33 protein-coding genes are annotated in these 23,408 nt (G+C 68.3%); 31 read left to right on the top strand and 2 right to left on the bottom strand.

Features of this window, described 5'->3' with window-relative positions:
* The first annotated feature begins 135 nt into the window (after window positions 1-135).
* The 6 genes from dacB to tuf all read left to right on the top strand — a co-directional run bounded on the left by dacB (window position 136) and on the right by tuf (window position 7,164).
* A complete protein-coding gene (gene dacB, locus ACFQU3_RS22935; protein ID WP_385914127.1) occupies window positions 136-1,752 on the top strand; it encodes a D-alanyl-D-alanine carboxypeptidase/D-alanyl-D-alanine-endopeptidase in 1,617 nt (538 codons plus the stop codon).
* Between the two features lie 35 nt (window positions 1,753-1,787).
* Window positions 1,788-2,381, top strand: a complete 594-nt coding sequence (locus ACFQU3_RS22930) for a hypothetical protein (protein WP_385914126.1) — start codon at window positions 1,788-1,790, stop codon at window positions 2,379-2,381.
* Between the two features lie 388 nt (window positions 2,382-2,769).
* Window positions 2,770-3,144: a 30S ribosomal protein S12 gene (gene rpsL, locus ACFQU3_RS22925; RefSeq protein ID WP_020143255.1), complete on the top strand. Its 375-nt coding sequence runs from the start codon at window positions 2,770-2,772 to the stop codon at window positions 3,142-3,144.
* Window positions 3,144-3,614: a 30S ribosomal protein S7 gene (gene rpsG / locus ACFQU3_RS22920; RefSeq protein ID WP_045191913.1), complete on the top strand. Its 471-nt coding sequence runs from the start codon at window positions 3,144-3,146 to the stop codon at window positions 3,612-3,614. Before rpsL ends, rpsG begins: the two co-directional genes overlap by 1 nt.
* Window positions 3,615-3,746: 132 nt before the next feature.
* Entirely contained in the window at window positions 3,747-5,864 is a 2,118-nt protein-coding gene (gene fusA, locus ACFQU3_RS22915; RefSeq protein ID WP_385914124.1) for an elongation factor G, read from the top strand.
* Window positions 5,865-5,967: 103 nt separating this feature from the next.
* Complete coding sequence (gene tuf / locus ACFQU3_RS22910) at window positions 5,968-7,164, top strand: elongation factor Tu (protein WP_188032320.1); 1,197 nt, start codon at window positions 5,968-5,970, stop codon at window positions 7,162-7,164.
* 447 nt (window positions 7,165-7,611) lie between these two features.
* Here tuf and ACFQU3_RS22905 read toward each other — a convergent pair whose 3' ends face one another.
* Complete coding sequence (locus tag ACFQU3_RS22905; protein ID WP_385914121.1) at window positions 7,612-8,115, bottom strand: hypothetical protein; 504 nt, start codon at window positions 8,113-8,115, stop codon at window positions 7,612-7,614.
* The gene (locus tag ACFQU3_RS22900) at window positions 8,112-9,275 is read right to left on the bottom strand and encodes a WXG100 family type VII secretion target (protein ID WP_385914120.1); all 1,164 of its coding nucleotides are present in this window, start codon (window positions 9,273-9,275) and stop codon (window positions 8,112-8,114) included. The genes ACFQU3_RS22905 and ACFQU3_RS22900 overlap by 4 nt, the downstream gene beginning before the upstream one ends.
* 139 nt (window positions 9,276-9,414) lie before the next feature.
* Here ACFQU3_RS22900 and ACFQU3_RS22895 point away from each other — a divergent pair, with 139 nt between their 5' ends.
* The 25 genes from ACFQU3_RS22895 to ACFQU3_RS22775 all read left to right on the top strand — a co-directional run bounded on the left by ACFQU3_RS22895 (window position 9,415) and on the right by ACFQU3_RS22775 (window position 23,400).
* Entirely contained in the window at window positions 9,415-10,719 is a 1,305-nt protein-coding gene (locus ACFQU3_RS22895) for a M18 family aminopeptidase (protein ID WP_385914118.1), read from the top strand.
* A gap of 60 nt (window positions 10,720-10,779) precedes the next feature.
* The gene (locus ACFQU3_RS22890; RefSeq protein ID WP_385914117.1) at window positions 10,780-11,202 is read left to right on the top strand and encodes a thiol-disulfide oxidoreductase DCC family protein; all 423 of its coding nucleotides are present in this window, start codon (window positions 10,780-10,782) and stop codon (window positions 11,200-11,202) included.
* A 339-nt stretch (window positions 11,203-11,541) separates the two neighbouring features.
* Window positions 11,542-11,850, top strand: coding sequence for a 30S ribosomal protein S10 (gene rpsJ, locus ACFQU3_RS22885; protein ID WP_009775966.1), 309 nt, complete (start codon window positions 11,542-11,544; stop codon window positions 11,848-11,850).
* 13 nt (window positions 11,851-11,863) lie between these two features.
* Window positions 11,864-12,517, top strand: coding sequence for a 50S ribosomal protein L3 (rplC, locus tag ACFQU3_RS22880; protein WP_385914115.1), 654 nt, complete (start codon window positions 11,864-11,866; stop codon window positions 12,515-12,517).
* Entirely contained in the window at window positions 12,514-13,140 is a 627-nt protein-coding gene (gene rplD, locus ACFQU3_RS22875) for a 50S ribosomal protein L4 (RefSeq protein WP_385914113.1), read from the top strand. The genes rplC and rplD overlap by 4 nt, the downstream gene beginning before the upstream one ends.
* The gene (rplW, locus tag ACFQU3_RS22870; RefSeq protein ID WP_385914111.1) at window positions 13,137-13,436 is read left to right on the top strand and encodes a 50S ribosomal protein L23; all 300 of its coding nucleotides are present in this window, start codon (window positions 13,137-13,139) and stop codon (window positions 13,434-13,436) included. The genes rplD and rplW overlap by 4 nt, the downstream gene beginning before the upstream one ends.
* A 29-nt stretch (window positions 13,437-13,465) precedes the next feature.
* Window positions 13,466-14,302: a 50S ribosomal protein L2 gene (rplB, locus tag ACFQU3_RS22865; protein WP_385914109.1), complete on the top strand. Its 837-nt coding sequence runs from the start codon at window positions 13,466-13,468 to the stop codon at window positions 14,300-14,302.
* A gap of 15 nt (window positions 14,303-14,317) precedes the next feature.
* The gene (gene rpsS, locus ACFQU3_RS22860; protein ID WP_141823434.1) at window positions 14,318-14,599 is read left to right on the top strand and encodes a 30S ribosomal protein S19; all 282 of its coding nucleotides are present in this window, start codon (window positions 14,318-14,320) and stop codon (window positions 14,597-14,599) included.
* A gap of 26 nt (window positions 14,600-14,625) precedes the next feature.
* Complete coding sequence (gene rplV / locus ACFQU3_RS22855; protein WP_385914107.1) at window positions 14,626-15,009, top strand: 50S ribosomal protein L22; 384 nt, start codon at window positions 14,626-14,628, stop codon at window positions 15,007-15,009.
* On the top strand, window positions 15,009-15,833 hold the full coding sequence (rpsC, locus tag ACFQU3_RS22850; RefSeq protein WP_385914105.1) for a 30S ribosomal protein S3: 825 nt from the start codon (window positions 15,009-15,011) through the stop codon (window positions 15,831-15,833). Before rplV ends, rpsC begins: the two co-directional genes overlap by 1 nt.
* Before the next feature lie 2 nt (window positions 15,834-15,835).
* Window positions 15,836-16,255 carry a 50S ribosomal protein L16 gene (rplP, locus tag ACFQU3_RS22845; protein WP_385914103.1) on the top strand — a complete coding sequence of 140 codons (420 nt, stop codon included), beginning with the start codon at window positions 15,836-15,838 and terminating at the stop codon, window positions 16,253-16,255.
* On the top strand, window positions 16,255-16,623 hold the full coding sequence (gene rpmC / locus ACFQU3_RS22840; RefSeq protein WP_385914101.1) for a 50S ribosomal protein L29: 369 nt from the start codon (window positions 16,255-16,257) through the stop codon (window positions 16,621-16,623). Before rplP ends, rpmC begins: the two co-directional genes overlap by 1 nt.
* Window positions 16,620-16,910, top strand: coding sequence for a 30S ribosomal protein S17 (rpsQ, locus tag ACFQU3_RS22835; protein WP_188032307.1), 291 nt, complete (start codon window positions 16,620-16,622; stop codon window positions 16,908-16,910). The genes rpmC and rpsQ overlap by 4 nt, the downstream gene beginning before the upstream one ends.
* 75 nt (window positions 16,911-16,985) lie before the next feature.
* Window positions 16,986-17,354 (top strand): 50S ribosomal protein L14, encoded by a 369-nt coding sequence (rplN, locus tag ACFQU3_RS22830; RefSeq protein WP_142181405.1) that lies wholly within the window; start codon window positions 16,986-16,988, stop codon window positions 17,352-17,354.
* A gap of 2 nt (window positions 17,355-17,356) precedes the next feature.
* Complete coding sequence (gene rplX, locus ACFQU3_RS22825; protein WP_385914099.1) at window positions 17,357-17,728, top strand: 50S ribosomal protein L24; 372 nt, start codon at window positions 17,357-17,359, stop codon at window positions 17,726-17,728.
* Window position 17,729: 1 nt separating this feature from the next.
* Window positions 17,730-18,305: a 50S ribosomal protein L5 gene (gene rplE / locus ACFQU3_RS22820; RefSeq protein WP_385914097.1), complete on the top strand. Its 576-nt coding sequence runs from the start codon at window positions 17,730-17,732 to the stop codon at window positions 18,303-18,305.
* A gap of 1 nt (window position 18,306) precedes the next feature.
* Window positions 18,307-18,492 carry a type Z 30S ribosomal protein S14 gene (locus tag ACFQU3_RS22815; protein WP_020143231.1) on the top strand — a complete coding sequence of 62 codons (186 nt, stop codon included), beginning with the start codon at window positions 18,307-18,309 and terminating at the stop codon, window positions 18,490-18,492.
* Between the two features lie 133 nt (window positions 18,493-18,625).
* Complete coding sequence (rpsH, locus tag ACFQU3_RS22810) at window positions 18,626-19,024, top strand: 30S ribosomal protein S8 (protein ID WP_385914095.1); 399 nt, start codon at window positions 18,626-18,628, stop codon at window positions 19,022-19,024.
* 12 nt (window positions 19,025-19,036) lie between these two features.
* Entirely contained in the window at window positions 19,037-19,573 is a 537-nt protein-coding gene (rplF, locus tag ACFQU3_RS22805) for a 50S ribosomal protein L6 (protein WP_385914093.1), read from the top strand.
* 3 nt (window positions 19,574-19,576) lie between these two features.
* Window positions 19,577-19,951: a 50S ribosomal protein L18 gene (gene rplR, locus ACFQU3_RS22800; protein WP_385914091.1), complete on the top strand. Its 375-nt coding sequence runs from the start codon at window positions 19,577-19,579 to the stop codon at window positions 19,949-19,951.
* A gap of 43 nt (window positions 19,952-19,994) precedes the next feature.
* Window positions 19,995-20,651, top strand: a complete 657-nt coding sequence (gene rpsE, locus ACFQU3_RS22795) for a 30S ribosomal protein S5 (RefSeq protein WP_385914089.1) — start codon at window positions 19,995-19,997, stop codon at window positions 20,649-20,651.
* A complete protein-coding gene (gene rpmD, locus ACFQU3_RS22790) occupies window positions 20,651-20,833 on the top strand; it encodes a 50S ribosomal protein L30 (protein WP_045191891.1) in 183 nt (60 codons plus the stop codon). The genes rpsE and rpmD overlap by 1 nt, the downstream gene beginning before the upstream one ends.
* 2 nt (window positions 20,834-20,835) lie before the next feature.
* A complete protein-coding gene (gene rplO, locus ACFQU3_RS22785; RefSeq protein WP_385914088.1) occupies window positions 20,836-21,324 on the top strand; it encodes a 50S ribosomal protein L15 in 489 nt (162 codons plus the stop codon).
* A gap of 180 nt (window positions 21,325-21,504) precedes the next feature.
* Window positions 21,505-22,830 (top strand): preprotein translocase subunit SecY, encoded by a 1,326-nt coding sequence (gene secY, locus ACFQU3_RS22780; RefSeq protein WP_385914769.1) that lies wholly within the window; start codon window positions 21,505-21,507, stop codon window positions 22,828-22,830.
* On the top strand, window positions 22,831-23,400 hold the full coding sequence (locus ACFQU3_RS22775; protein WP_385914086.1) for an adenylate kinase: 570 nt from the start codon (window positions 22,831-22,833) through the stop codon (window positions 23,398-23,400).
* Window positions 23,401-23,408 lie beyond the last annotated feature (8 nt).

Genomic DNA, 23,408 nt, shown 5'->3' with positions numbered 1-23,408 from the left:
GGTCACGGGCCTTCGGGCCGGTGACCACCGAGTATGCCGCTGGGCCGGCCCCCCGACAGGGGGGTCGGCCCAGCGGCGTTCCGGCGCCACCGGTAGCCAGCGAGACCGGACAAAACGGACTACTCTCGCCGCAGGGTGGCCGACCGACGACGTCAGGGCCCGTCGGCGACACCCGCCCGGGAGGTCGTCATGGTCGGTGCCCCTCGTCCGCTCAAGGTCGTCCGCGGGACCCGCGGGCCGCGCAGCCGGCCGGTGCGCTGGCCCTTCCTCGTGGCGATCGCGATGCTCGCGGTGGCGGCGCTCGTCGCCGCGGCCCCGCCTGGTTCGGGCGCGACGGTGTACGACCCGCGCGACGCAGCGCTGCGCCGCGAGGTCAGCAAGGTCATGTCCGACCCCAGCGTGACCGCGTCGACAGCGCGCGTCGGGGCAGTCGTCGCCGACGCGTCGACGCGTCGCCAGGTCTACGTTCGCTACGCGAACACGCCGCTCGCGCCGGCGTCGGCACAGAAGACGTTCACGGCGGCGGCCGCGATGTACCACCTGGGCACCGGCTACCGCTGGAGCACCGATGTCTACTCGGCGCCCTTGCAGGCCGGGGGAGTCGTCCCGGGGCGGCTCTACCTCAAGGGCCGCGGCGACCCGACCCTGCTCGAGCGTGATCTGACGGCGATGGTGAGCGGCCTGCGCGCGAAGGGTGTCACGCGGGTCGCGGGCGACGTCGTCGCCGACGCGTCGTACTTCGACGACGTGCGGTACAGCCCGTACTGGTCGACGTCGTACGCGTCGAGCTACTACGCCGCACAGGTCTCGGCCCTGACCCTGTCGCCCGACACCGACTATGACGCGGGCACCGTCATCGTCGCCGCGACCCCGTCCACGTCGACTGCGCTCGCACCCCGGATCACGTTGACGCCGCCCACGGCGTCTACGCACGTCACTGTCGTCAACAAGGCGCGCACGTCAGCGGCGGGCACGGCGACGACGATCGCCGTGAGCCGCAAGGCGGGCACGAACATCGTCACCGTCACGGGGCAGGTTCCGGTCAAGCACGCCGCCGCGAAGAAGTGGGTGACGGTCAACGATCCCGCGCTTCTCGCCGGCCGCGCCTTCCGGGCGCGCCTCGTCGCCGCGGGCATCCGCGTCGACGGCACCGCCGTGCGCGGTACCACGCCGTCGGGCCAGGTCCTGCTCACCCGGCACAGCTCGATGACCCTGGGCCGGCTGCTCGTGCCGTTCCTCAAGCTGAGCAACAACTCCCACGGCGAGGCAATCGCGAAGACCCTCGGCGCACGGGCGACCGGCAAGGGCACGTGGGCGAGCGGCACGGCCGTGCTCCGGGCGTATGCCGCCCGCATCGGCATCTCCACGACGGGCATGCGCTTCGTGGACGGCTCGGGCCTGGCCCGCGCCAACCGGCTGACCCCGAACCAGCTCGCCGGCCTCCTCGACAAGGTGCAGCGCACCTCCTGGTGGGCCACCTTCCGCGGCGCCCTGCCGGTCGCGGGCACCGACCCGGTCCGATGGACGGGGGGCACGCTCGCCAAGCGCATGCGCGGGACCGCCGCCGCCGGCAACCTGCGGGCCAAGAACGGCAACCTCACGGGCGTCACGTCCCTGGCCGGCTACGTCACCGGGGCGGACGGCCGGCGCTACGTCTTCGTCGTCATGAGCACCTTCAGCGGGACGTCACCGCGACCCGTCGAGGACCGGCTGGGCGTGCTGCTCGCGGGCTGGCGCATGGCCAACCGCTGAGTCCTGCGAGGTCGTCCGCTCGATAGGGTGGTCGCATGACCGAGCCCACGGCCGCCGTGCCGAACGCGTCCGACCCCGCCGACCACGCCCAGGCCGACGCCCTTTCCGCCACCACGGCCACGGGGGAGCGCGGCGTGGGCGAGGGCGGTCCGACGCCGACGATCATCGTCCTCACGGAAGAGGCCCTCCGGTCCGTCGACGTCGACAAGATCGTCGGGCTGCACGAGGACGAGCAGCCGACGTACCGCGTGCTCGTCCCGGCCGACACCCAGCGCAACCTGCTCAGCTCCTTTCTCAACCACCTGAGCCTCTTCGAGATGCGTGAGGCCCTCGAGTCCCTTCGCCCGGTCGACCGCCGGACCGCGCGCAGCGATGCCGACACCGCCCTCACCGCGACCCTGGCGCAGTTCGAGCGCCACGAGGTCGTCGCGACCGGGGAGATCACGGCCGACGACCCCATGCCCGCGCTCGTCGAGGAGGTCGCGCGGCTCGGCGCGCGCGAGGTCGTCGTCGTCACCGAGCCGCACGCCGTCGAGGACACCTTCCACCGGGACTGGGCCTCCCGGGCGCGCGAGTCCCTGGGCGTCCCGGTGCTGCACATGTATGCCGGCGACTGGCGCCTCGGCTGACGGTGCCAGGCGAGGGTGCCGGGCGAGCTGGGACCAGCGCGGCGGCATACCGCACGGGCGCCTCAGGCGGCGCTCGAACCGATTTGGTCGGCGTGCCGCACCCCGGTACGCTTGAACACTGTGTCTGAGGCACGTCCTCAGCCATGCGCGATGACGGCCACGGTGCCCTGTCCGCCCGCTCCCGTGGGCACGACATCACTGCGGTCCAGAGCACACCTCCCGCCGGGCAACCCGACCAGACCGAGCGCCACACGGCACTCGTGACGGACGGGGAGTGCAGGGGGGAGAACCGGTCCCGACACGCCCGACCTCGGGGGTCGCGGACCGAACAGCCAAGGAGTCGTCCTCCCGGTCGACTGACAACGAGCAACGTTATGGAGTAACCAGGTTGCCTACCATCAACCAGCTGGTCCGCAAGGGCCGCCAGGACAAGGCCAGCAAGGCCAAGACCCCGGCGCTCAAGGGCTCGCCCCAGCGTCGCGGTGTCTGCACCCGCGTCTACACCACCACCCCCAAGAAGCCGAACTCTGCCCTGCGCAAGGTCGCCCGTGTGCGCCTCTCCAGCGGCATCGAGGTCACGGCCTACATCCCCGGCGTCGGCCACAACCTGCAGGAGCACTCCATCGTGCTCGTGCGCGGTGGCCGTGTGAAGGACCTCCCGGGTGTGCGTTACAAGATCGTCCGCGGCACGCTCGACACCCAGGGTGTCAAGAACCGCAAGCAGGCTCGTAGCCGCTACGGCGCGAAGAAGGAGAAGAGCTGATGCCTCGTAAGGGACCCGCTCCGAAGCGCCCGCTCGTCGTCGACCCGGTCTACGCCAGCCCGCTCGTCACGCAGCTCGTCAACAAGATCCTCCTCGACGGCAAGAAGTCGATCGCCGAGACGATCGTCTACGGCGCCCTCGAGGGCTGCCGCCAGAAGACCGGCACCGACCCCGTCGCCACGCTCAAGCGTGCGCTCGACAACGTCAAGCCGGCCATGGAGGTCAAGAGCCGTCGCGTCGGTGGCGCGACCTACCAGGTGCCGATCGAGGTCAAGCCGGGCCGCAGCACGACGCTGGCCCTGCGCTGGCTCGTCGGTTACTCCCGCCAGCGCCGCGAGAAGACGATGACCGAGCGCCTCATGAACGAGATCCTCGACGCGAGCAACGGCCTCGGTGCCGCTGTGAAGCGCCGCGAGGACACCCACAAGATGGCCGAGTCCAACAAGGCCTTCGCGCACTACCGCTGGTGACCAGCGGTCCGGCCGGTATGCCGGGGAGCGCGCTCCACGGCATACCGGCGGGCACGCGCCCGCCCGTCACTCGACGCGGCCCCCGGCGCCCCACGATTTTCACACCACGACGAATGAGACGAGAAACCTGACGTGGCACTCGACGTCCTGACGGACCTCAAGAAGGTCCGCAACATCGGCATCATGGCGCACATCGACGCTGGCAAGACCACGGTGACGGAGCGCATCCTGTTCTACACCGGTGTCAACCACAAGATCGGTGAGACCCACGACGGCGCGTCGACGACCGACTGGATGGAGCAGGAGAAGGAGCGCGGCATCACGATCACGTCTGCCGCCGTGACCTCCTTCTGGGAGGGCACCCAGGTCAACATCATCGACACCCCCGGACACGTCGACTTCACGGTCGAGGTCGAGCGCTCCCTGCGCGTCCTCGACGGTGCCGTCGCGGTGTTCGACGGCAAGGAGGGTGTCGAGCCCCAGTCCGAGACCGTGTGGCGCCAGGCCGACAAGTACGACGTGCCGCGCATCTGCTTCGTCAACAAGATGGACAAGCTCGGCGCCGACTTCTACTTCACGGTGCAGACGATCAAGGACCGCCTCGGTGCGGAGCCGCTCGTCATGCAGCTGCCGATCGGTGCCGAGAACGACTTCCTCGGCGTCATCGACCTCATCTACATGCGCGCCCTCGTGTGGCCCGGCGACGCCAAGGGCGATGTCACGATGGGTGCGAAGTACGAGATCGCGGAGATCCCCGCCGACCTCCAGGCGAAGGCCGAGGAGTACCGCACGGCTCTCGTCGAGCGCGTGGCGGAGGCCGACGACGACCTCATGGAGAAGTACCTCGGCGGCGAGGAGCTCACCGTCGACGAGCTCAAGGCCGGCATCCGCAAGCTCACCGTGAACTCCGAGCTGTACCCGGTGTTCTGCGGCTCCGCGTTCAAGAACCGCGGTGTGCAGCCGATGCTCGACGCTGTCGTCGACTACCTCCCGTCGCCCCTCGACGTCCCCCCGATGATCGGCCACAAGCCGGGCAACGAGGAGGTCGAGCTGACGCGCGCACCCTCGACGGACGAGCCGTTCTCGGCCCTCGCCTTCAAGGTCGCCACGCACCCGTTCTTCGGCACGCTGACCTTCATCCGCGTCTACTCGGGCCACATCAGCTCGGGCACCGGTGTCATCAACTCGACGAAGGGCAAGAAGGAGCGCATCGGGAAGCTCTTCCAGATGCACGCCAACAAGGAGAACCCCGTCGACGAGGCCATGGCCGGCCACATCTACGCGGCCATCGGCCTGAAGGACACGACGACGGGCGACACCCTGTCCGACATCAACGAGCAGATCGTGCTCGAGTCGATGACGTTCCCCGACCCGGTCATCCAGGTCGCGATCGAGCCGAAGACGAAGGGTGACCAGGAGAAGCTCTCCACGGCCATCCAGAAGCTCTCGGCCGAGGACCCGACCTTCCAGGTCCACCTCGACGAGGACACCGGCCAGACGATCATCGCCGGCATGGGCGAGCTCCACCTCGACATCCTCGTCGACCGCATGAAGCGCGAGTTCAAGGTCGAGGCCAACGTCGGCAAGCCGCAGGTGGCCTACCGCGAGACGATCCGCCGCTCGGTCGAGAAGTACGACTACACGCACAAGAAGCAGACCGGTGGCTCCGGCCAGTTCGCGAAGGTCCAGGTGTCCTTCGAGCCGCTGGGCGAGACCGAGGACGGCTCGATGTACGAGTTCGTCAACGCCGTCACCGGTGGTCGCGTTCCGCGTGAGTACATCCCGTCGGTCGACGCCGGCATCCAGGACGCCATGCAGTACGGCGTGCTCGCCGGCTACCCGCTCGTCGGCATCAAGGCGACGCTCAACGACGGCGCCTACCACGACGTCGACTCCTCGGAGATGGCGTTCAAGATCGCCGGCTCGATGGTCCTCAAGGAGGCCATCAAGAAGGCGGACCCGGTTCTGCTCGAGCCGATGATGGCCGTCGAGGTCCGTACGCCCGAGGACTACATGGGCGACGTCATCGGCGACATCAACTCCCGTCGTGGCCAGATCCAGGGCATGGAGGACATCAGCGGCGCCAAGGTCGTCAAGGGCCTGGTCCCGCTGTCCGAGATGTTCGGCTACGTCGGCGACCTGCGCTCCAAGACGCAGGGCCGTGCGAGCTTCTCCATGGAGTTCGACTCCTACGCAGAGGTCCCCAAGGCTGTTGCCGAGGAGATCATCAAGAAGACCCGCGGGGAGTGACTGCGGGACATCCCGTAGTCTCTTTCATCGGAATCCACCCCACAGCGCCACGTCCTGCCCTGGTCGTACGGCGTAACACAAGAAAGTCCTGAGGAGGACCACAGTGGCGAAGGCAAAGTTCGAGCGGACCAAGCCGCACGTCAACATCGGCACCATCGGTCACATTGACCACGGCAAGACGACGCTGACGGCTGCGATTTCCAAGGTTCTGCACGACAAGTACCCGGACCTGAACCCCCAGTTCGCGTTCGAGGACATCGACAAGGCTCCTGAGGAGCGCCAGCGCGGCATCACGATCTCGATCGCGCACATCGAGTACCAGACCGAGGGTCGTCACTACGCGCACGTCGACTGCCCGGGTCACGCTGACTACGTCAAGAACATGATCACCGGTGCGGCCCAGATGGACGGCGCGATCCTCGTGGTCGCCGCCACCGACGGCCCCATGCCGCAGACGAAGGAGCACGTCCTCCTGGCCCGCCAGGTCGGCGTCCCCTACATCGTCGTGGCGCTCAACAAGGCCGACATGGTCGACGACGAGGAGATCCTCGAGCTCGTCGAGATGGAGGTCCGTGAGCTCCTGTCGCAGTACGAGTTCCCGGGCGACGACCTGCCCGTCGTCAAGGTCTCGGCGCTGAAGGCGCTCGAGGGCGACGCCGAGTGGGGTCAGTCGGTCCTCGACCTCATGGACGCCGTCGACACCTCCATCCCGGAGCCCGAGCGCGATGTCGACAAGCCGTTCCTCATGCCCGTCGAGGACGTCTTCACGATCACCGGTCGTGGCACCGTCGTCACCGGTCGTATCGAGCGCGGCATCCTCAAGGTCAACGAGGAGATCGAGATCGTCGGCATCCACACCGGTCCGCCGGCCAAGACGACCGTCACGGGCGTCGAGATGTTCCGCAAGCTGCTCGACGAGGGTCGCGCCGGCGAGAACGTCGGTCTGCTCCTTCGTGGCACGAAGCGCGAGGACGTCGAGCGCGGGCAGGTCATCTGCAAGCCGGGCTCGATCACCCCGCACACGGACTTCGAGGCTCAGGTCTACATCCTGTCGAAGGACGAGGGCGGCCGTCACACGCCGTTCTACGACAACTACCGTCCGCAGTTCTACTTCCGTACGACGGACGTGACGGGTGTCGTGCACCTGCCCGAGGGCACCGAGATGGTCATGCCCGGCGACAACACCGACATGACGGTCGAGCTCATCCAGCCGATCGCCATGGAGGACGGCCTCAAGTTCGCCATCCGTGAGGGTGGCCGCACGGTCGGCGCCGGTCGCGTCACGAAGATCATCAAGTGATCTGACGCTGCACCGCAGCACTCTGGAAGGGCCCGTTCCGCTTCGGCGGGGCGGGCCCTTCCGCACGCTCGGAGGAGTGGGCACGTCCCAGGCGTACGCCGTGTGGCGCAGGCCTGCGCCCGCGCCCCTGATCGCCCCTGACCTACACACGCAGCCTGCTACGTCACTGCTGCGTGGGGTGGAGCAGCGACGTAGCGCTGAGGGTGGTCGCGCGTGGGCGGTGGGGTGCGGCGGCTACGTCACTGTTGCGTGGGGTGGAGCAGTGACGTAGCGCGTGGGGTGGTCGCTCGCGGGCGGTGGGGTGCGGCGGCTACGTCACTGTTGCGTGGGGTGGAGCAGTGACGTAGCGCTGAGGGTGGTCGTCCGCGGGCGGTGGGGTGCGGCGGCTACGTCACTGTTGCGCGGGGTGGAGCAGTGACGTAGCGCAGGTGCCGGGCAGGTGCGGCGCTACTGCCCGAGGGCCACGAGCACGACGGTGTCGGAGTCGGCGGCGAGGTACGCCTTGGCGCGGAAGCTGCCCTGGGCGAACTTGGCGTCGAGGGCCTCCGAGCGCAGCAACTGTCCCGAGGGGATCGCGGCGCGCACGCCGTCCTCGACGTCGGGAGACTCGGTGGTCGGCTGCGGGGACGTCGAGCGCAGGGCGCTGGCGGCGTCCGGGGTGAGCTCGACGACGGCGTCGATCCAGTACGTCGACGGGCCGGGCGCCTCGCCACCCAGCGTGCCTGACATCCAGGTCGCCGACACCGGCGTCCCCAGGGCGCCGAACCGCTTCGTCAGCGGCTCGAGGTCGGTGCGCACGTCGCCGGTGCCGGTCTTGGTCGCAGTGCTCACGGTGCTCCTCGTGCGGTCGTTGCTGGGGGTGGGCTCGGTGCTGCAGCCTGCGGCGGCCATGACGGGGACCGTCACGGACAGCAGGGCGGCGATCGCTGCTGCGGCGCGGCGGGTCCTCATCGGCTGCTCCCTCGCTCGTCCGCCCGGTCCTCACGACCGAGGCCGGGCGTGCGCTCGACGTCGCCGCTGCCGACGTCGACGTTGGGTGGCGGCGACCCGACGGGCCACGTGATGGTACGGGTGACGTCACCGCTCGACGCGAACGGCTTGGCCCAGCCGATCTCGGTGAAGCGTCCGTTCTCGTTGTCCCCGGCGCCGGTCGCGATGTCGGACTGCTCGGGGTTGAAGTTGTAGTAGTCCTCGGCGTGCACGGTCACCGTCATCGAGACCTGGCCGTCCTTCACGGTGACGTCGGCGCTGCTCCACTGCTGGTAGCCGCCGATCGTCTTCTGCCAGTTCTCGGTCTTGGGGTACGCCGTCGCGGCGTGGGCGTCACCCGTCATGCTGAAGTGGGTGTTGCCGTTGCGCACCATCTCGTCGACGGCCGCCGCAGTGCGAGCGACCTCACCGTTGACGTTGGCGGCGATGGACGGGTCCTCCTTGTATCCCTCTTCGTAGTCGAAGCGGATCGGCTCACCGTTGTTGTCCCAGTAGTGGTCGTACAGCGCGGTCGCGTCGTCGAGGTCGGAGCGCACCGCGCGTCCGCCCTCGAGCTTGGCCATCCACTCGAGCTTGGAGAGGTGGTCGCGCCAGTTCGACTCCTTGGAGTCGTACTCGAAGCCCTCGTCCCACTGGATGTCGGGCTTCTTCGGCTCGCCGAAGTCGTAGCCGTCGACGGGGCCGCCCGTGCCTGTCGTGGCCGGCGGCGGGGGAGTGGTCGGCGTCGGCGCGGGACCGGGCGAGGGAGACGGTTCCGGGCTGAACGACATCGGTACGGCCGCAGCGAGCGGGCCCGCTCCGCCGGCCCCCGATCCACCGTTGCCGCCGCTGCCACCGTGGCCGCCGCCCTGACCGCTCGCGGAGCGCTGCCGTGCGGCGTTCTCGCGCAGCTTGGCCCCGAGGCCGTTCAGGGCGCGCTCGAGGGCGTCGATGCTCGGTGCGGACGAGCGCCAGTCGCCGCGGAACGTGTCGAAGTCGCCGCCGCCCCAGGCCGCGCCGAGCGAGCCGAACGCGTGGTCGACCGCGGTGCGCGTGGCCCGGCACTCGCCGGCGAACCTGTCGAGCTGCCCGGCGGCCCGCTCCAGGGCGTCCGGATCGGCGCCCTTCCTGTACACGACCACGTCTGCTGCCCTTCCCCGAGCTGTCACGTTCGTGGCGGCCGAGGCTTGGCCGCCACCCAAACCCTAGGCATGCGCGCCGCACGCGGCCAATGGGGAGCACTCCCCGGGCCCCGAGGGACGCCGGATAGGGTCGGGGGCCATGGCGCACTCGTTCGACACCGACACCGAAGCCCAGGGTCTCATCGACTACGTCGACGCCAGCCCGACGCCGTTCCACGCGTGCGAGCAGGCCGCGTCCCGGCTGGCTGCCGAGGGCTTCACCGAGGTCGTCGAGGCGGAGGCGTGGCCCACCGCGCCCGGCCGCCACTACCTCGTGCGCGGCGGCTCGCTCATCGCGTGGGACACGACCGGCGCGCACGGCAGCGGTGCCGGTCCCGCCGCTGGCTTCCGCGTGGTCGGCGCGCACACCGACAGCCCGAACCTGCGGATCAAGCCGAACCCCGACCACTCCCGCGCCGGATGGCAGCTGCTCGGCATCGAGCCGTACGGCGGGCTCATCCTCAGCTCGTGGCTCGACCGTGACCTCGGGCTCGCCGGCCGTGTCGCCGTGCGCGTCGCAGGGGGCGTCGAGTCGCGTACCTTCCACGGGCGCGAGGCGCTGCTGCGGGTCGCGCAGCTCGCCATCCACCTCGACCGCACCCAGAACGACGCCCTGACCCTCAACCGGCAGCAGCACATGGAGCCGCTCTGGGGCGTCGGCGACGAGCCGGGCGACTTCGTCGGCTACCTCGCCGAGCAGGTGGGCGTCGACCGCGAGGACGTCCTCTCGTGGGACGTCATGACGCACCCCGTCCAGCCGTCGGCGCGCCTGGGCCGCTCCCGCGAGCTGATCGCCGCACCGCGCATCGACAACCTCGCGACGTCGTACGCAGGTGTGCGAGCCCTGCTCGATGCTGTGGCCACCGAGCCGAGCCACGTCCCCGTCCTCGTCCTCTTCGACCACGAGGAGATCGGCAGCACGTCGGAGCGCGGGGCGACGTCGACCCTGCTGCCGTCAGTGCTCGAACGGATCGTCATCGCCGGTGGCGGCTCGCGCGACGACTACTGGCGTGCCCTGGCCGCGACCGTCATCGCGTCGGGGGACATGGGGCACGCCACCCACCCCAACTACGCCGACCGGCACGAGCCGCTCCACCAGATCCGCGTCAACGGCGGACCGGTCCTCAAGGTCAACACCAACCTGCGTTACGCCACCGACTCCGTCGGCGCCGCCGCATTCCGCCTCGCGTGTGAGCAGGCGGGCGTGCCGATGCAGACCTTCGTCACCCGCAGCGACCTGCCGTGCGGCTCGACGGTCGGACCGGTCACCTCGTCGTTGACCGGTGCCACCACCGTCGACTTCGGAGCCGCCGCCCTGTCGATGCACAGCACGCGTGAGCTGATGGGTGCCGACGACCCGGCGATGTATGCCGGCGCGTTGAGCGCCTTCCTCGCCCCCGCGTGAGGGCGCGGGCCACCCGCCCGCCACACGGCATACACGCTCGGGGCATGGAAGGATGGGCACGTGGACGCTCCACCGCTCGACGTGCCTGACCGGCCGACCCTCGTCTACGACGCGGACTGCGGGTTCTGCACGCGCAGTGCCCAGTTCGCCAAGCGGTGGGTCGACCGGCGCGACCGGTTCGACGTGCGGCCCTGGCAGGAGCTCGATCTCGCGGCCGTCGGCCTCTCGCCGGAGGACTGTGACGATGCGGCACAGTTCCTGACGGCCGACGGCTCGATTCGCTCAGGACACCGGGCCATCGCGAGCGCGGCGACCCACGGGGCGCCGCCCTGGCGACCCGTCGGCTACCTGCTCATGGCTCCCGGCGTCTCCCGCGTCGCGGCGCGCGCCTACCACTGGGTCGCCGAGCACCGCTACCAGCTTCCGGGCGGCACCGCGGCGTGCGCGCGGGACCAGCAGGACCGGCCCCCGGGCGACCGGTGAGCCCCACGCGGCGCGCCAGGGACCCCGGGCCTGCGACGCCGCGCCGCCCCGATTTGATAGTGCCCCGCAGGCTCTGGCACACTTACCAGGTTGCTTGACGCGCGTCGCTGACCCATGTCGGTGTCGCCACCCCTTGAGAGCCTCCTGACGGGGACTCGCTCGGACTCCTCTCGGAGGCCCGAGGGAAGCGCAAGCCACCCGGTTCGGCCGGGCAATCCACGACGAGAGTCGCACTGAAGTGTGCGACTTTCACCGCGAAGCGGGCGCGACACGCCCGACCTCGGGGGTCGGATGCCAAGGGAACCGGCAGTCATAAGCGAGAGAGAGACGTTACTTCAGATGGCGGGACAGAAGATCCGCATCCGGCTGAAGTCGTACGACCACGAGGTCATCGACAACTCGGCCCGGAAGATCGTTGACACAGTGACGCGCGCCGGCGCGACCGTGGTGGGCCCGGTTCCGCTGCCGACGGAGAAGAACGTCTTCGTCGTCATCCGGTCGCCCCACAAGTACAAGGACAGCCGCGAGCACTTCGAGATGCGCACGCACAAGCGCCTCATCGACATCATCGACCCGACGCCCAAGGCCGTCGACTCGCTGATGCGTCTCGACCTGCCGGCGGACGTCAACATCGAGATCAAGCTCTGAGGCGGTAGTTGACATGACTGTTGCTCAGAAGAACGTCAAGGGCGTGCTCGGCGAGAAGCTCGGCATGACCCAGGTGTGGGACGCCGACAACCGGCTCATCCCCGTGACCGTCGTCAAGGCCGGCCCCTGCGTCGTCACGCAGGTGCGCGCCGACGAGACCGACGGCTACTCCGCGGTCCAGATCGCCTTCGGCGCGATCGACCCGCGCAAGGTGAACAAGCCGATGTCGGGCCACTTCGAGAAGGCCGGCGTCACGCCGCGCCGTCACCTCGTCGAGCTGCGCACCGCCGACGCCGGCGACTACGAGCTCGGCCAGGAGATCACGGCCGAGTCGTTCGAGGCCGGCCAGCGCGTCGACGCGACCGGCACGACCAAGGGCAAGGGCTTCGCCGGTGTCATGAAGCGTCACGGCTTCCACGGCGTCTCCTCCTCGCACGGCGCCCACCGCAACCACCGCAAGCCGGGCTCCATCGGCGGCTGCTCGACCCCGGGCCGTGTCTTCAAGGGCATGCGCATGGCCGGTCGCATGGGTGGCGTTCGCCAGACGACCCAGAACCTCCAGATCCACGCCGTTGACGCCGAGAAGGGCCTGCTGCTCATCAAGGGTGCCGTTCCCGGCCCCCGCGGTGGCATCGTCCTGATCCGCACGGCTGCGAAGGGTGCATGATCCAGATGGCCACGAAGACCCCCAAGCTTCCCGCTGACATCTTCGACGTCCAGACCAACGTCCCGCTGATCCACCAGGTCGTGGTGGCGCAGCTCGCGGCCGCCCGTCAGGGCACGCACTCGACGAAGACCCGCGGCGAGGTCCGCGGCGGTGGGCGCAAGCCGTACCGCCAGAAGGGCACCGGCCGCGCTCGTCAGGGCTCGACCCGCGCCCCGCAGTTCGCCGGCGGTGGCGTCGTCCACGGCCCGCAGCCGCGTGACTACTCGCAGCGCACGCCCAAGAAGATGAAGGTGGCCGCCCTGCGCGGCGCCCTGTCCGACCGGGCCCGCTTCGACCGCATCCACGTCGTCGACTCCATCGTCTCGGGCGACGTGCCCTCGGCGAAGGACGCAGCCGTGCTGCTCGCCGGTCTGACCGAGCGCCCGAACCTGCTCGTCGTGCTCGAGCGCGGTGACGAGGTGGCGTTCAAGTCGGTGCGCAACCTGCAGAACGTGCATGTGCTGGTCGCCGACCAGCTCAACACGTACGACGTGCTCTGTGCCGACGACATCGTCTTCACCCAGGCCGCCCTCGACGCGTTCGTCGCTGGCCCGGTCAAGGCCGACAAGGAGGCCTCCAAGTGAGCATCCACGCCAAGGACCCCCGCGACATCCTGATCGCGCCGGTCGTCTCCGAGAAGTCGTACGGGCTGCTCGACGAGGGCAAGTACACCTTCATCGTCGACCCCCGCGCGAACAAGACGGAGATCAAGATCGCCATCGAGCAGATCTTCAACGTCAAGGTCGACAAGGTGCACACCCTGAACCGTCAGGGCAAGAGCCGTCGCACCCGTTTCGGCATCGGCAAGCGCAAGGACACCAAGCGTGCGATCGTCTCCCTCCGCGAGGGCTCGATCGACATCTTCGGTGCGGGCGCCTGAGATCGACGAAGAACAAGGACTGAACCAACATGGGTATCCGTAAGTACAAGCCGACCACACCGGGCCGTCGCGGCTCGTCGGTCGCCGACTTCGTCGAGATCACGCGTTCCACCCCGGAGAAGTCGCTCGTCCGGCCGCTTCCCAAGACGGGTGGTCGCAACAACGCAGGCCGCATCACCACCCGCCACATCGGTGGCGGTCACAAGCGTGCGTACCGCGTCATCGACTTCCGTCGCCACGACAAGGACGGCGTCCCTGCCAAGGTCGCTCACATCGAGTACGACCCCAACCGCACGGCGCGCATCGCGCTCGTCCAGTACGCCGACGGCGAGAAGCGCTACATCCTGGCGCCGAACCGCCTCAAGCAGGGCGACCCGATCGAGAACGGCCCCGGGGCCGACATCAAGCCGGGCAACAGCCTGCCGCTGCGCAACATCCCGGTCGGCACGGTCGTGCACGCCATCGAGCTCAAGCCGGGTGGCGGCGCCAAGATCGCCCGCTCCGCCGGTGCGCGCGTCCAGCTCGTCGCCAAGGACGGCCCCTTCGCCCAGCTGCGTATGCCGTCCGGTGAGATCCGCAACGTCGACGTCCGCTGCCGCGCGACCGTCGGCGAGGTGGGCAACGCCGAGCAGAGCAACATCAACTGGGGCAAGGCCGGCCGCATGCGCTGGAAGGGCAAGCGCCCGACCGTCCGCGGTGTGGCCATGAACCCGGTCGACCACCCGCACGGTGGTGGTGAGGGCAAGACGTCCGGTGGACGTCACCCCGTCAGCCCGTGGGGTCAGGCCGAGGGCCGGACCCGCAAGGGACACAAGGAAAGCGACAAGCTCATCGTGCGTCGCCGCCGTACTGGCAAGAAGCGCTGATAAGGAGCCTTTGGAATGCCTCGTAGCCTGAAGAAGGGCCCCTTCATCGACGACCACCTTCAGAAGAAGGTGGACGCCCAGAACGAAGCGGGCACCAAGACCGTCATCAAGACCTGGTCGCGCCGTTCGGTCATCAGCCCGGACATGCTCGGTCACACCTTCGCCGTCCACGACGGCCGCAAGCACGTCCCGGTGTTCGTCACCGAGTCGATGGTCGGCCACAAGCTCGGCGAGTTCGCGCCGACCCGCACGTTCAAGGGTCACGTGAAGGACGACAAGAAGGGTCGTCGTCGCTGATGGCCACCGAATCCAAGGAAGAAGTCATGGAAGCCAAGGCTTCGGCTCGGCACGTCCGGGTCAGCCCGCAGAAGGCTCGCCGTGTCGTGGACCTGATCCGCGGCAAGGCCGCCACCGACGCCGTCACGGTGCTCACGTTCGCGCCGCAGTCCGCCTCGGAGCCCGTGAAGAAGGTGCTCGAGAGCGCGATCGCCAACGCCCGCGTCAAGGCCGACCGCGAGTCGGTCGCGTTCGACGAGCGCAACCTCGTCATCTCGGCGGCGTTCGTTGACGAGGGCCCGACGATGAAGCGTTTCCGTCCGCGTGCCCAGGGCCGCGCCGGTCGCATCAACAAGCGCACGAGCCACATCACCGTGGTCGTCACGCAGCCCGAGGCTGCAAACACCAACCGCGTGAAGGGAGCCCGCTGATGGGTCAGAAGGTCAACCCCCATGGCTTCCGTCTGGGCATCACCACCGACCACAAGAGCCGCTGGTTCGCCGACTCGACCAAGTCGGGTCAGCGCTACCGCGACTACGTCAAGGAAGATGTCTCGATCCGTCGCCTGATGGAGACGGGCATGGAGCGCGCCGGCATCGCCAAGGTCGAGATCGAGCGCACCCGTGACCGCGTCCGCGTCGACATCCACACGGCCCGCCCGGGCATCGTCATCGGCCGCCGCGGCGCCGAGGCCGACCGCATCCGCGGCGAGCTCGAGAAGCTCACGGGCAAGCAGGTCCAGCTGAACATCCTCGAGGTGAAGAACCCCGAGGTCGACGCGCAGCTGGTCGCCCAGGGCATCGCCGAGCAGCTCTCGGCTCGCGTGTCGTTCCGTCGCGCCATGCGCAAGGGCATGCAGTCCGCCCAGCGCGCCGGCGCGAAGGGCATCCGCGTGCAGGTCTCCGGTCGCCTCAACGGCGCCGAGATGAGCCGCACCGAGTTCTACCGCGAGGGTCGTGTCCCGCTGCACACGCTGCGTGCGCAGATCGACTACGGCTTCTACGAGGCCCGCACCACGTTCGGCCGCATCGGCGTCAAGGTGTGGATCTACAAGGGCGACATGACGGCCAAGGAGCTCGCTGCCCAGCAGGCTGCGGCTCCGCGCCCGTCGCGTGGTCCGCGTCGTGACGGCGGTGACCGTCCGAACCGCGCCCGTCGTGGTGACCGCAACGAGACCGCCGCTGCTCCGGCAGTGAACGAGACCGCTGCTGCCGAGGCCCCCGCCGCGGCAAGCACCGAGAATGAGCAGGCCTGACCATGTTGATTCCCCGTCGAGTCAAGCACCGCAAGCAGCACCACCCGAACCGCCACGGCGCGGCCAAGGGTGGCACGGCGATCGCTTTCGGTGACTACGGCATCCAGGCCCTCGAGCCGGCCTACGTGACCAACCGCCAGATCGAGTCCGCTCGTATCGCGATGACCCGCTACATGAAGCGTGGCGGAAAGGTGTGGATCAACATCTACCCCGACCGTCCGCTGACCAAGAAGCCCGCCGAGACCCGCATGGGTTCCGGTAAGGGCTCGCCGGAGTGGTGGATCGCCAACGTCAAGCCGGGCCGCGTCATGTTCGAGATCTCGGGCGTGACCGAGCCGGTGGCGCGTGAGGCCATGCGTCTCGCGATGCACAAGCTCCCCATGAAGTGCCGCTTCGTTCAGCGTGAGGGTGGTGACATCTGATGGCAGTCGGAACCAAGGACCTGGCTCCCGAGCAGCTGCGTGGTCTGGACGACGCGAAGCTCGCGGACGAGCTGAAGAAGGCCAAGGAAGAGCTGTTCAACCTGCGTTTCCAGTCGGCCACCGGCCAGCTGGACAACCACGGGCGTCTGCGCGCAGTCAAGAAGGACATCGCGCGGATCTACACCGAGATGCGTGAGCGCGAGCTCGGCATCGGTTCGGCCCCCGCCGCTCCCAAGGCGGAGGAAAAGGCCGAGCAGGTCGAGAAGAAGGCTGCCAAGGCCGACAAGAAGGCTGACAAGGCCGAGAAGGCTGACAAGGCCGAGAAGAAGGCCAAGAAGGCTGACAAGGCGCAGGAGGCTGACGCATGAGCGAGCAGGAGAAGGTCGTGAGCGACCAGGCGAACGAGCGCAACTACCGCAAGACCCGTCAGGGCTACGTGGTGAGCGACAAGATGGACAAGACCGTCGTCGTCGAGGTCGAGGACCGCGTCAAGCACGCCCTCTACAGCAAGGTCATCCGCCGCACCAGCAAGGTCAAGGCGCACGACGAGCAGAACGCTGCCGGCGTCGGCGACCGCGTGCTCATCATGGAGACGCGTCCGCTCTCCGCGACGAAGCACTGGCGTGTCGTCGAGATCCTCGAGAAGGCCAAGTAAGCCACCCCCCATTTCCGTTCGGCAAGGCTCATCCGGGCAACCGGTGAGAACCAGCACGACGACAGGAGTTAGACAGTGATTCAGCAGGAGTCGCGGCTGCGCGTCGCCGACAACACCGGTGCCAAGGAACTCCTTTGCATCCGTGTTCTCGGTGGCTCGGGCCGTCGCTACGCCGGCATCGGCGACACCATCGTCGCCACCGTCAAGGACGCGATCCCCGGCGGCAACGTGAAGAAGGGTGACGTCGTCAAGGCCGTCATCGTCCGCACCGTCAAGGAGCGTCGCCGCGCCGACGGTTCCTACATCAAGTTCGACGAGAACGCTGCGGTGATCCTCAAGGCCGACGGCGACCCGCGTGGTACCCGTATCTTCGGCCCGGTGGGTCGTGAGCTGCGCGAGAAGAAGTTCATGAAGATCATCTCTCTCGCGCCGGAGGTGCTGTGAACATGGCGAAGGCAAAGATGAAGATCAAGAAGGGTGACCTCGTCCAGGTCATCTCCGGCCGCAGCCAGAAGAACGGCGGCGACCGGGGCAAGCAGGGCAAGGTCATCGCGGTCTACCCGGAGACCCAGCGCGTGCTCGTCGAGGGCATCAACCGCGTCACCAAGCACGTCAAGGCCGGCGCGACCGCCCGTGGCACCCGCACCGGTGGCCTGACCCACACCGAGGCCGCGATCCACGTCAGCAACGTTGCGATCGTCGACCCCGAGTCGAAGAAGCCGACCCGCGTCAGGACGCGAGTCGAGACCGTCGAGCGCAATGGCCGCCAGAAGGCGGCTCGCGTCCGTGTCGCGGTCAAGTCGGACAAGGACCTCTGAGATGACCGAGAACACAGCGACCATCACCGCGGCGAAGCCACGCCTGAAGCAGCGCTACCAGGACGAGATCAAGGGCTCGCTGCTCGAGCAGTTCGGCTACGCGAACGTCATGCAGGTGCCCGGCGTCGTCAAGGTCGTCGTCAACATGGGTGTCGGCGACGCTGCCAAGGACAGCAAGCTCATCGAGGGCGCCGTGCGCGACCTCACGGCCATCACCGGTCAGAAGCCGGTCGTGACCAAGGCTCGCAAGTCCATCGCCCAGTTCAAGCTGCGTGAGGGCATGCCGATCGGCGCGCACACGACGCTCCGCGGTGACCGCATGTGGGAGTTTCTCGACCGTCTCGTGACGATCGCCCTCCCGCGCATCCGCGACTTCCGTGGCCTCTCGCCGAAGCAGTTCGACGGCAACGGCAACTACACGTTCGGCCTGACCGAGCAGTCGATGTTCCACGAGATCGACCAGGACCGGATCGACCGCGTGCGAGGCATGGACATCACCGTGGTCACCACGGCGACCAACGATGACGAGGGTCGCGCGCTGCTCAAGCAGCTCGGCTTCCCCTTCAAGGAGAACTGACATGGCCAAGACCGCGCTCGTTAACAAGGCGAACCGGAAGCCGAAGTTCAAGGTCCGCGCGTACACCCGTTGCCAGAAGTGCGGTCGCCCGCACTCGGTGTACCGCAAGTTCGGCCTCTGCCGCATCTGCCTTCGCGAGATGGCTCACGCGGGCGAGCTGCCGGGCGTGACCAAGAGCTCCTGGTAACCGGCTCCCCGAGTCCAGAGCAACCCCAAGACCAACACACCTCTGACACCGTAGGTCGGCCACACGACGGCCCAGCCGTCGCAGGGCAGATAGCCCCGGTCGAAACCCCGGTGAGGAAGGGCGGAGAGCCCACATGACCATGACTGACCCGATTGCGGACATGCTGACCCGCGTCCGGAACGCCAACTCGGCGCACCACGACGTCGTCTCCATGCCGTACTCGAAGCTGAAGAAGAACATCGCCGAGATCCTCCAGTCCGAGGGCTACATCGCCTCGTGGAAGATCGAGGAGGCCGAGGTCGGCCAGACGCTGACCATCGACCTCAAATACGGCCCGAACCGCGAGCGCTCGATCGCCGGCGTGCGTCGCGTGAGCAAGCCCGGTCTGCGCGTCTACGCCAAGTCGACGAACCTGCCCAAGGTTCTCGGTGGCCTCGGTGTCGCGATCCTGTCGACCTCGACCGGTCTCCTGACCGACAAGCAGGCACACGAGAAGGGCGTGGGTGGGGAAGTCCTCGCCTACGTCTGGTAAGGAGACACTGACATGTCGCGAATCGGACGACTCCCTGTCTCCATCCCCTCGGGTGTCGACGTCAAGGTCGAGGGCCAGGACGTCATCGTCAAGGGCCCCAAGGGTGAGCTCTCCCTGACCGTCGTGCAGCCGATCACGGTCGAGCTGGCCGAGGGCAACCTCGAGGTCAAGCGCCCCGACGACGAGCGTGACTCGCGCTCGCGCCACGGCCTGACCCGCTCGCTCATCAACAACATGGTCCTCGGGGTCACCGAGGGCTACGAGAAGAAGATGGAGATCCACGGCACGGGTTACCGTGTCGCCGCGAAGGGCTCGAACCTCGAGTTCTCGCTCGGATACTCGCACCCGATCACGATCGAGGCTCCCGCCGGCATCAACTTCGCCGTCGAGAACCCGACCCGCTTCTCGGTGCAGGGCATCGACAAGCAGCTCGTCGGTGAGGTCGCTGCCAACATCCGCAAGCTGCGCAAGCCCGACCCGTACAAGGGCAAGGGCGTTCGCTACGCGGGCGAGCAGATCCGTCGCAAGGTTGGAAAGGCCGGTAAGTAAGCCATGGCAATGATCATCAAGCGCGGCAGGTCCAAGGCTGCCGCCCGCATCCGTCGCCAGGTGCGCGGTCGCAAGAAGATCGCCGGCACCGCGGCCCGTCCCCGCCTCGTCGTGTCGCGCTCGAGCCGTCACCTCTTCGTCCAGGTCGTCGACGACACGGTCGGCAAGACCGTGGCCTCGGCCTCGACGATGGAGGCCGACCTGCGCGCGTTCGACGGCGACAAGACGGCCAAGGCCAAGAAGGTCGGCGAGCTCGTGGCTGCCCGCGCCAAGGACGCCGGTGTCGAGGCCGTCGTGTTCGACCGTGGTGGCAACAAGTACCACGGCCGCGTCGCGGCGATCGCCGAGGGCGCCCGTGAAGGTGGGCTGTCCCTGTGACCAACCACTTCGTGACCGCAATTGTTGAGATGAGGAACATCTGATGCCCGGACAGCAGCGTCGAGGCACCGGCCCCGCCGGTGGCGGCGAGCGCGCCGACCGTGGCGATCGCCGTGACAACCGCGGCGGCCGCGACAACCGCGACAGCCGTGACGACAAGAACCAGTACGTCGAGCGCGTCGTGACCATCAACCGTGTCGCCAAGGTCGTCAAGGGTGGTCGTCGCTTCAGCTTCACCGCTCTCGTCGTCGTCGGTGACGGTGACGGCACGGTGGGCGTCGGCTACGGCAAGGCCAAGGAAGTTCCCGCGGCCATCGCCAAGGGTGTCGAGGAGGCCAAGAAGAACTTCTTCAAGGTCCCGCGCATCCAGGGCACCATCCCGCACCCCGTCCAGGGTGAGGCCGCGGCCGGTGTCGTCATGCTCCGCCCCGCTGCCCCCGGTACCGGTGTCATCGCCGGTGGCCCGGTGCGTGCGGTGCTCGAGTGCGCCGGCATCCACGACGTCCTCAGCAAGTCGCTGGGCTCCGACAACGCCATCAACATCGTGCACGCCACGGCCCAGGCCCTGCGTGACCTCGAGCGCCCCGAGTCGGTCGCTGCGCGTCGTGGCAAGACCCTCGAGGAGGTCGCCCCGGCGGCCATGCTCCGGGCTCGCGCCGCGGGTATCGCCGAGGCCCAGGCCCAGAAGGCTGGTGCGTGATGGCTCGTCTCAAGGTGACCCAGACCCGTTCCGAGATCGGCGGCAAGCAGAACCAGCGTGACACGCTGCGCAGCCTCGGTCTGAAGCGCATTGGCGACGTCGTCGTCAAGGAGGACCGTCCCGAGATCCGCGGGATGGTCAAGACGGTCACGCACCTCGTGACCGTCGAGGAGGTTGACTGACCATGGCCGACAAGAACGTCGAGGCCGCCAAGAAGTCGGGCGAGTCCGCCCTCAAGGTCCACCACCTGCGTCCGGCCCCCGGAGCCAAGACCGCCAAGACCCGCGTCGGTCGTGGTGAGGGCTCCAAGGGCAAGACCGCCGGTCGTGGCACCAAGGGCACGAAGGCCCGTTACCAGGTCCCGGAGCGGTTCGAGGGCGGCTCGATGCCGATGCACATGCGCCTCCCGAAGCTCCGCGGCTTCAAGAACCCGTTCCGCACCGAGTACCAGGTCGTCAACCTGGACCGCCTGCAGCTCCTCTTCCCGGAGGGCGGTCAGGTGTCCGTCGAGGACCTCGTCGCCAAGGGCGCCGTCCGCGACGGTTTCCCGGTGAAGGTGCTCGGCACGGGCGAGATCTCCGTCAAGGTGGAGGTCGAGGCGCACAAGTTCTCGGCGTCCGCCAAGGAGAAGATCGAGGCCGCAGGCGGCTCGGTCACGGCCCTCACCGACTGAGTGAACAGGCCCGAGTGACCATCACACACCTCGTGTGAGCAGCGCCCCGAGCGCCACCCCGCGAGCCGACGTGACGTCGGCCATGGCGGAGGGAGGCTCGGGGCGCTGCGCCTTTGCGTTAACCTTCCACGGATTGCATGAATGACGCCGCGCCACCGCGCGGCCCCCCAGGAGGACCCAGTGCTCGCCGCCTTCGTACGCGCGTTCCGAACCCCGGACCTGCGCAAGAAGCTGCTCTTCACGCTCGGCATCATCGTGCTGTTCCGACTCGGCTCGCACGTGCCGACGCCGGGCATCAGCTACGGCCTGGTGCAGAACTGCCTCGAGGCCGGCAAGGCCGCGGGCGGCAGCGACCAGAGCGGGTTCCTCAACCTCGCCAACCTCTTCAGCGGAGGCGCGCTGCTGCAGCTGTCGGTGTTCGCGCTGGGGATCATGCCGTACATCACGGCGAGCATCATCATCCAGCTGCTCACGGTCGTGATCCCACGCTTCGAGGCGCTCAAGGAGGAGGGCCAGTCGGGGCAGAGCAAACTGACGCAGTACACGCGCTACCTGACGATCGGTCTCGCCATCCTCCAGTCGGCGACGCTCGTCACCTTCGCGCGCAACCCCTCAAGCCTCTTCGGCGGCCAGTGCGACTCGATCATGACGGACCAGTCGATGGTGACGATCCTCATCATGGTCCTGACGATGACCGCAGGCACGGGCCTGATCATGTGGTTCGGCGAGCTCATCACCGACAAGGGCGTCGGCAACGGCATGTCCCTCATGATCTTCACGTCGATCGCCGCGGGCTTCCCGGCCTCGCTGTGGGGCATCAAGGAGAACAAGGGCTGGGGCACCTTCCTCGGCATCATCCTGCTGGGGATGTTCGTCATCGCTGCGGTCGTCTTCGTCGAGCAGTCCCAGCGCCGCATCCCGGTGCAGTACGCCAAGCGCATGGTCGGCCGTCGCATGTACGGCGGCACGTCCACCTACATCCCGCTCAAGGTCAACATGGCCGGCGTCATCCCGGTCATCTTCGCCAGCTCGCTGCTCGCCCTGCCGGGCCTGATCGCGCAGTTCAACACGCGCGCGGACGGAAACAACCCCGCCTGGGTGCAGTGGGTCCAGGACAACCTCGTCCGCGGTGACCACCCCATCTACATGGCGATCTACGTCGCCCTCATCCTCTTCTTCACGTTCTTCTACGTCTCCATCACGTTCAACCCGACCGAGGTCGCAGAGAACATGAAGAAGTACGGCGGCTTCATCCCGGGTATCCGGGCCGGGCGACCCACGGCCGAGTACCTCAACTACGTCCTGACCCGAATCACCGTGCCGGGTGCCATCTACCTCGCCATCGTCTCGCTCATCCCGCTCGTCGCCCTCGTGCTCGTCGGCGCCAACCAGAACTTCCCGTTCGGTGGCACCTCGATCCTCATCGTCGTCGGTGTGGGCCTCGAGACGGTCAAGCAGATCGAGGCGCAGCTCCAGCAGCGTCACTACGAAGGGTTCCTCCGCTAAATGCGACTGATCATCCTCGGCCCGCCCGGTGCCGGTAAGGGCACGCAGGCGGCCCGGATCGCCGAGCGCCTCGGCATCCCGGCCATCTCGACCGGCGACATCTTCCGCGCCAACATCAAGGACCAGACCGAGCTCGGTCGACGGGTCCAGGGCATCCTCGCGTCCGGGGGCTACGTGCCCGACGAGGTCACCAACGAGATCGTCGAGGACCGCCTGACGTGGGCCGACGCCACGCACGGCTTCCTCCTCGACGGCTATCCCCGCACCGCCGGCCAGGTCGACGCGCTCGACGCCATGCTCGCCCGCCACGGACACGCCCTCGACGCCGTCCTCGAGCTCGAGGTGGACGAGGACGCCATCGTCGACCGGCTGCTCAAGCGCGCCGAGACCGAGGGCCGCGCCGACGACACCGAAGAGGTCATCCGCGAGCGCCAGGCGATCTACCGCAAGGAGACCGCACCGCTGGCGCAGCACTACGAGCTCGTCGGCCTGCTCGTCAAGGTCGACGGCATGGGTGCCGTCGACGAGGTCACCGACCGCGTCATCGCGGCCCTGCCGCAGCACGCCTGACAGGGCGA

It is taken from the genome of Terrabacter sp. GCM10028922 (genome assembly GCF_042666095.1).
GTDB lineage: Bacteria > Actinomycetota > Actinomycetes > Actinomycetales > Dermatophilaceae > Terrabacter.
The sequence above is the reverse complement of the archived record's forward strand: the minus strand, read 5'-3'. Positions and strand labels throughout refer to the sequence as shown.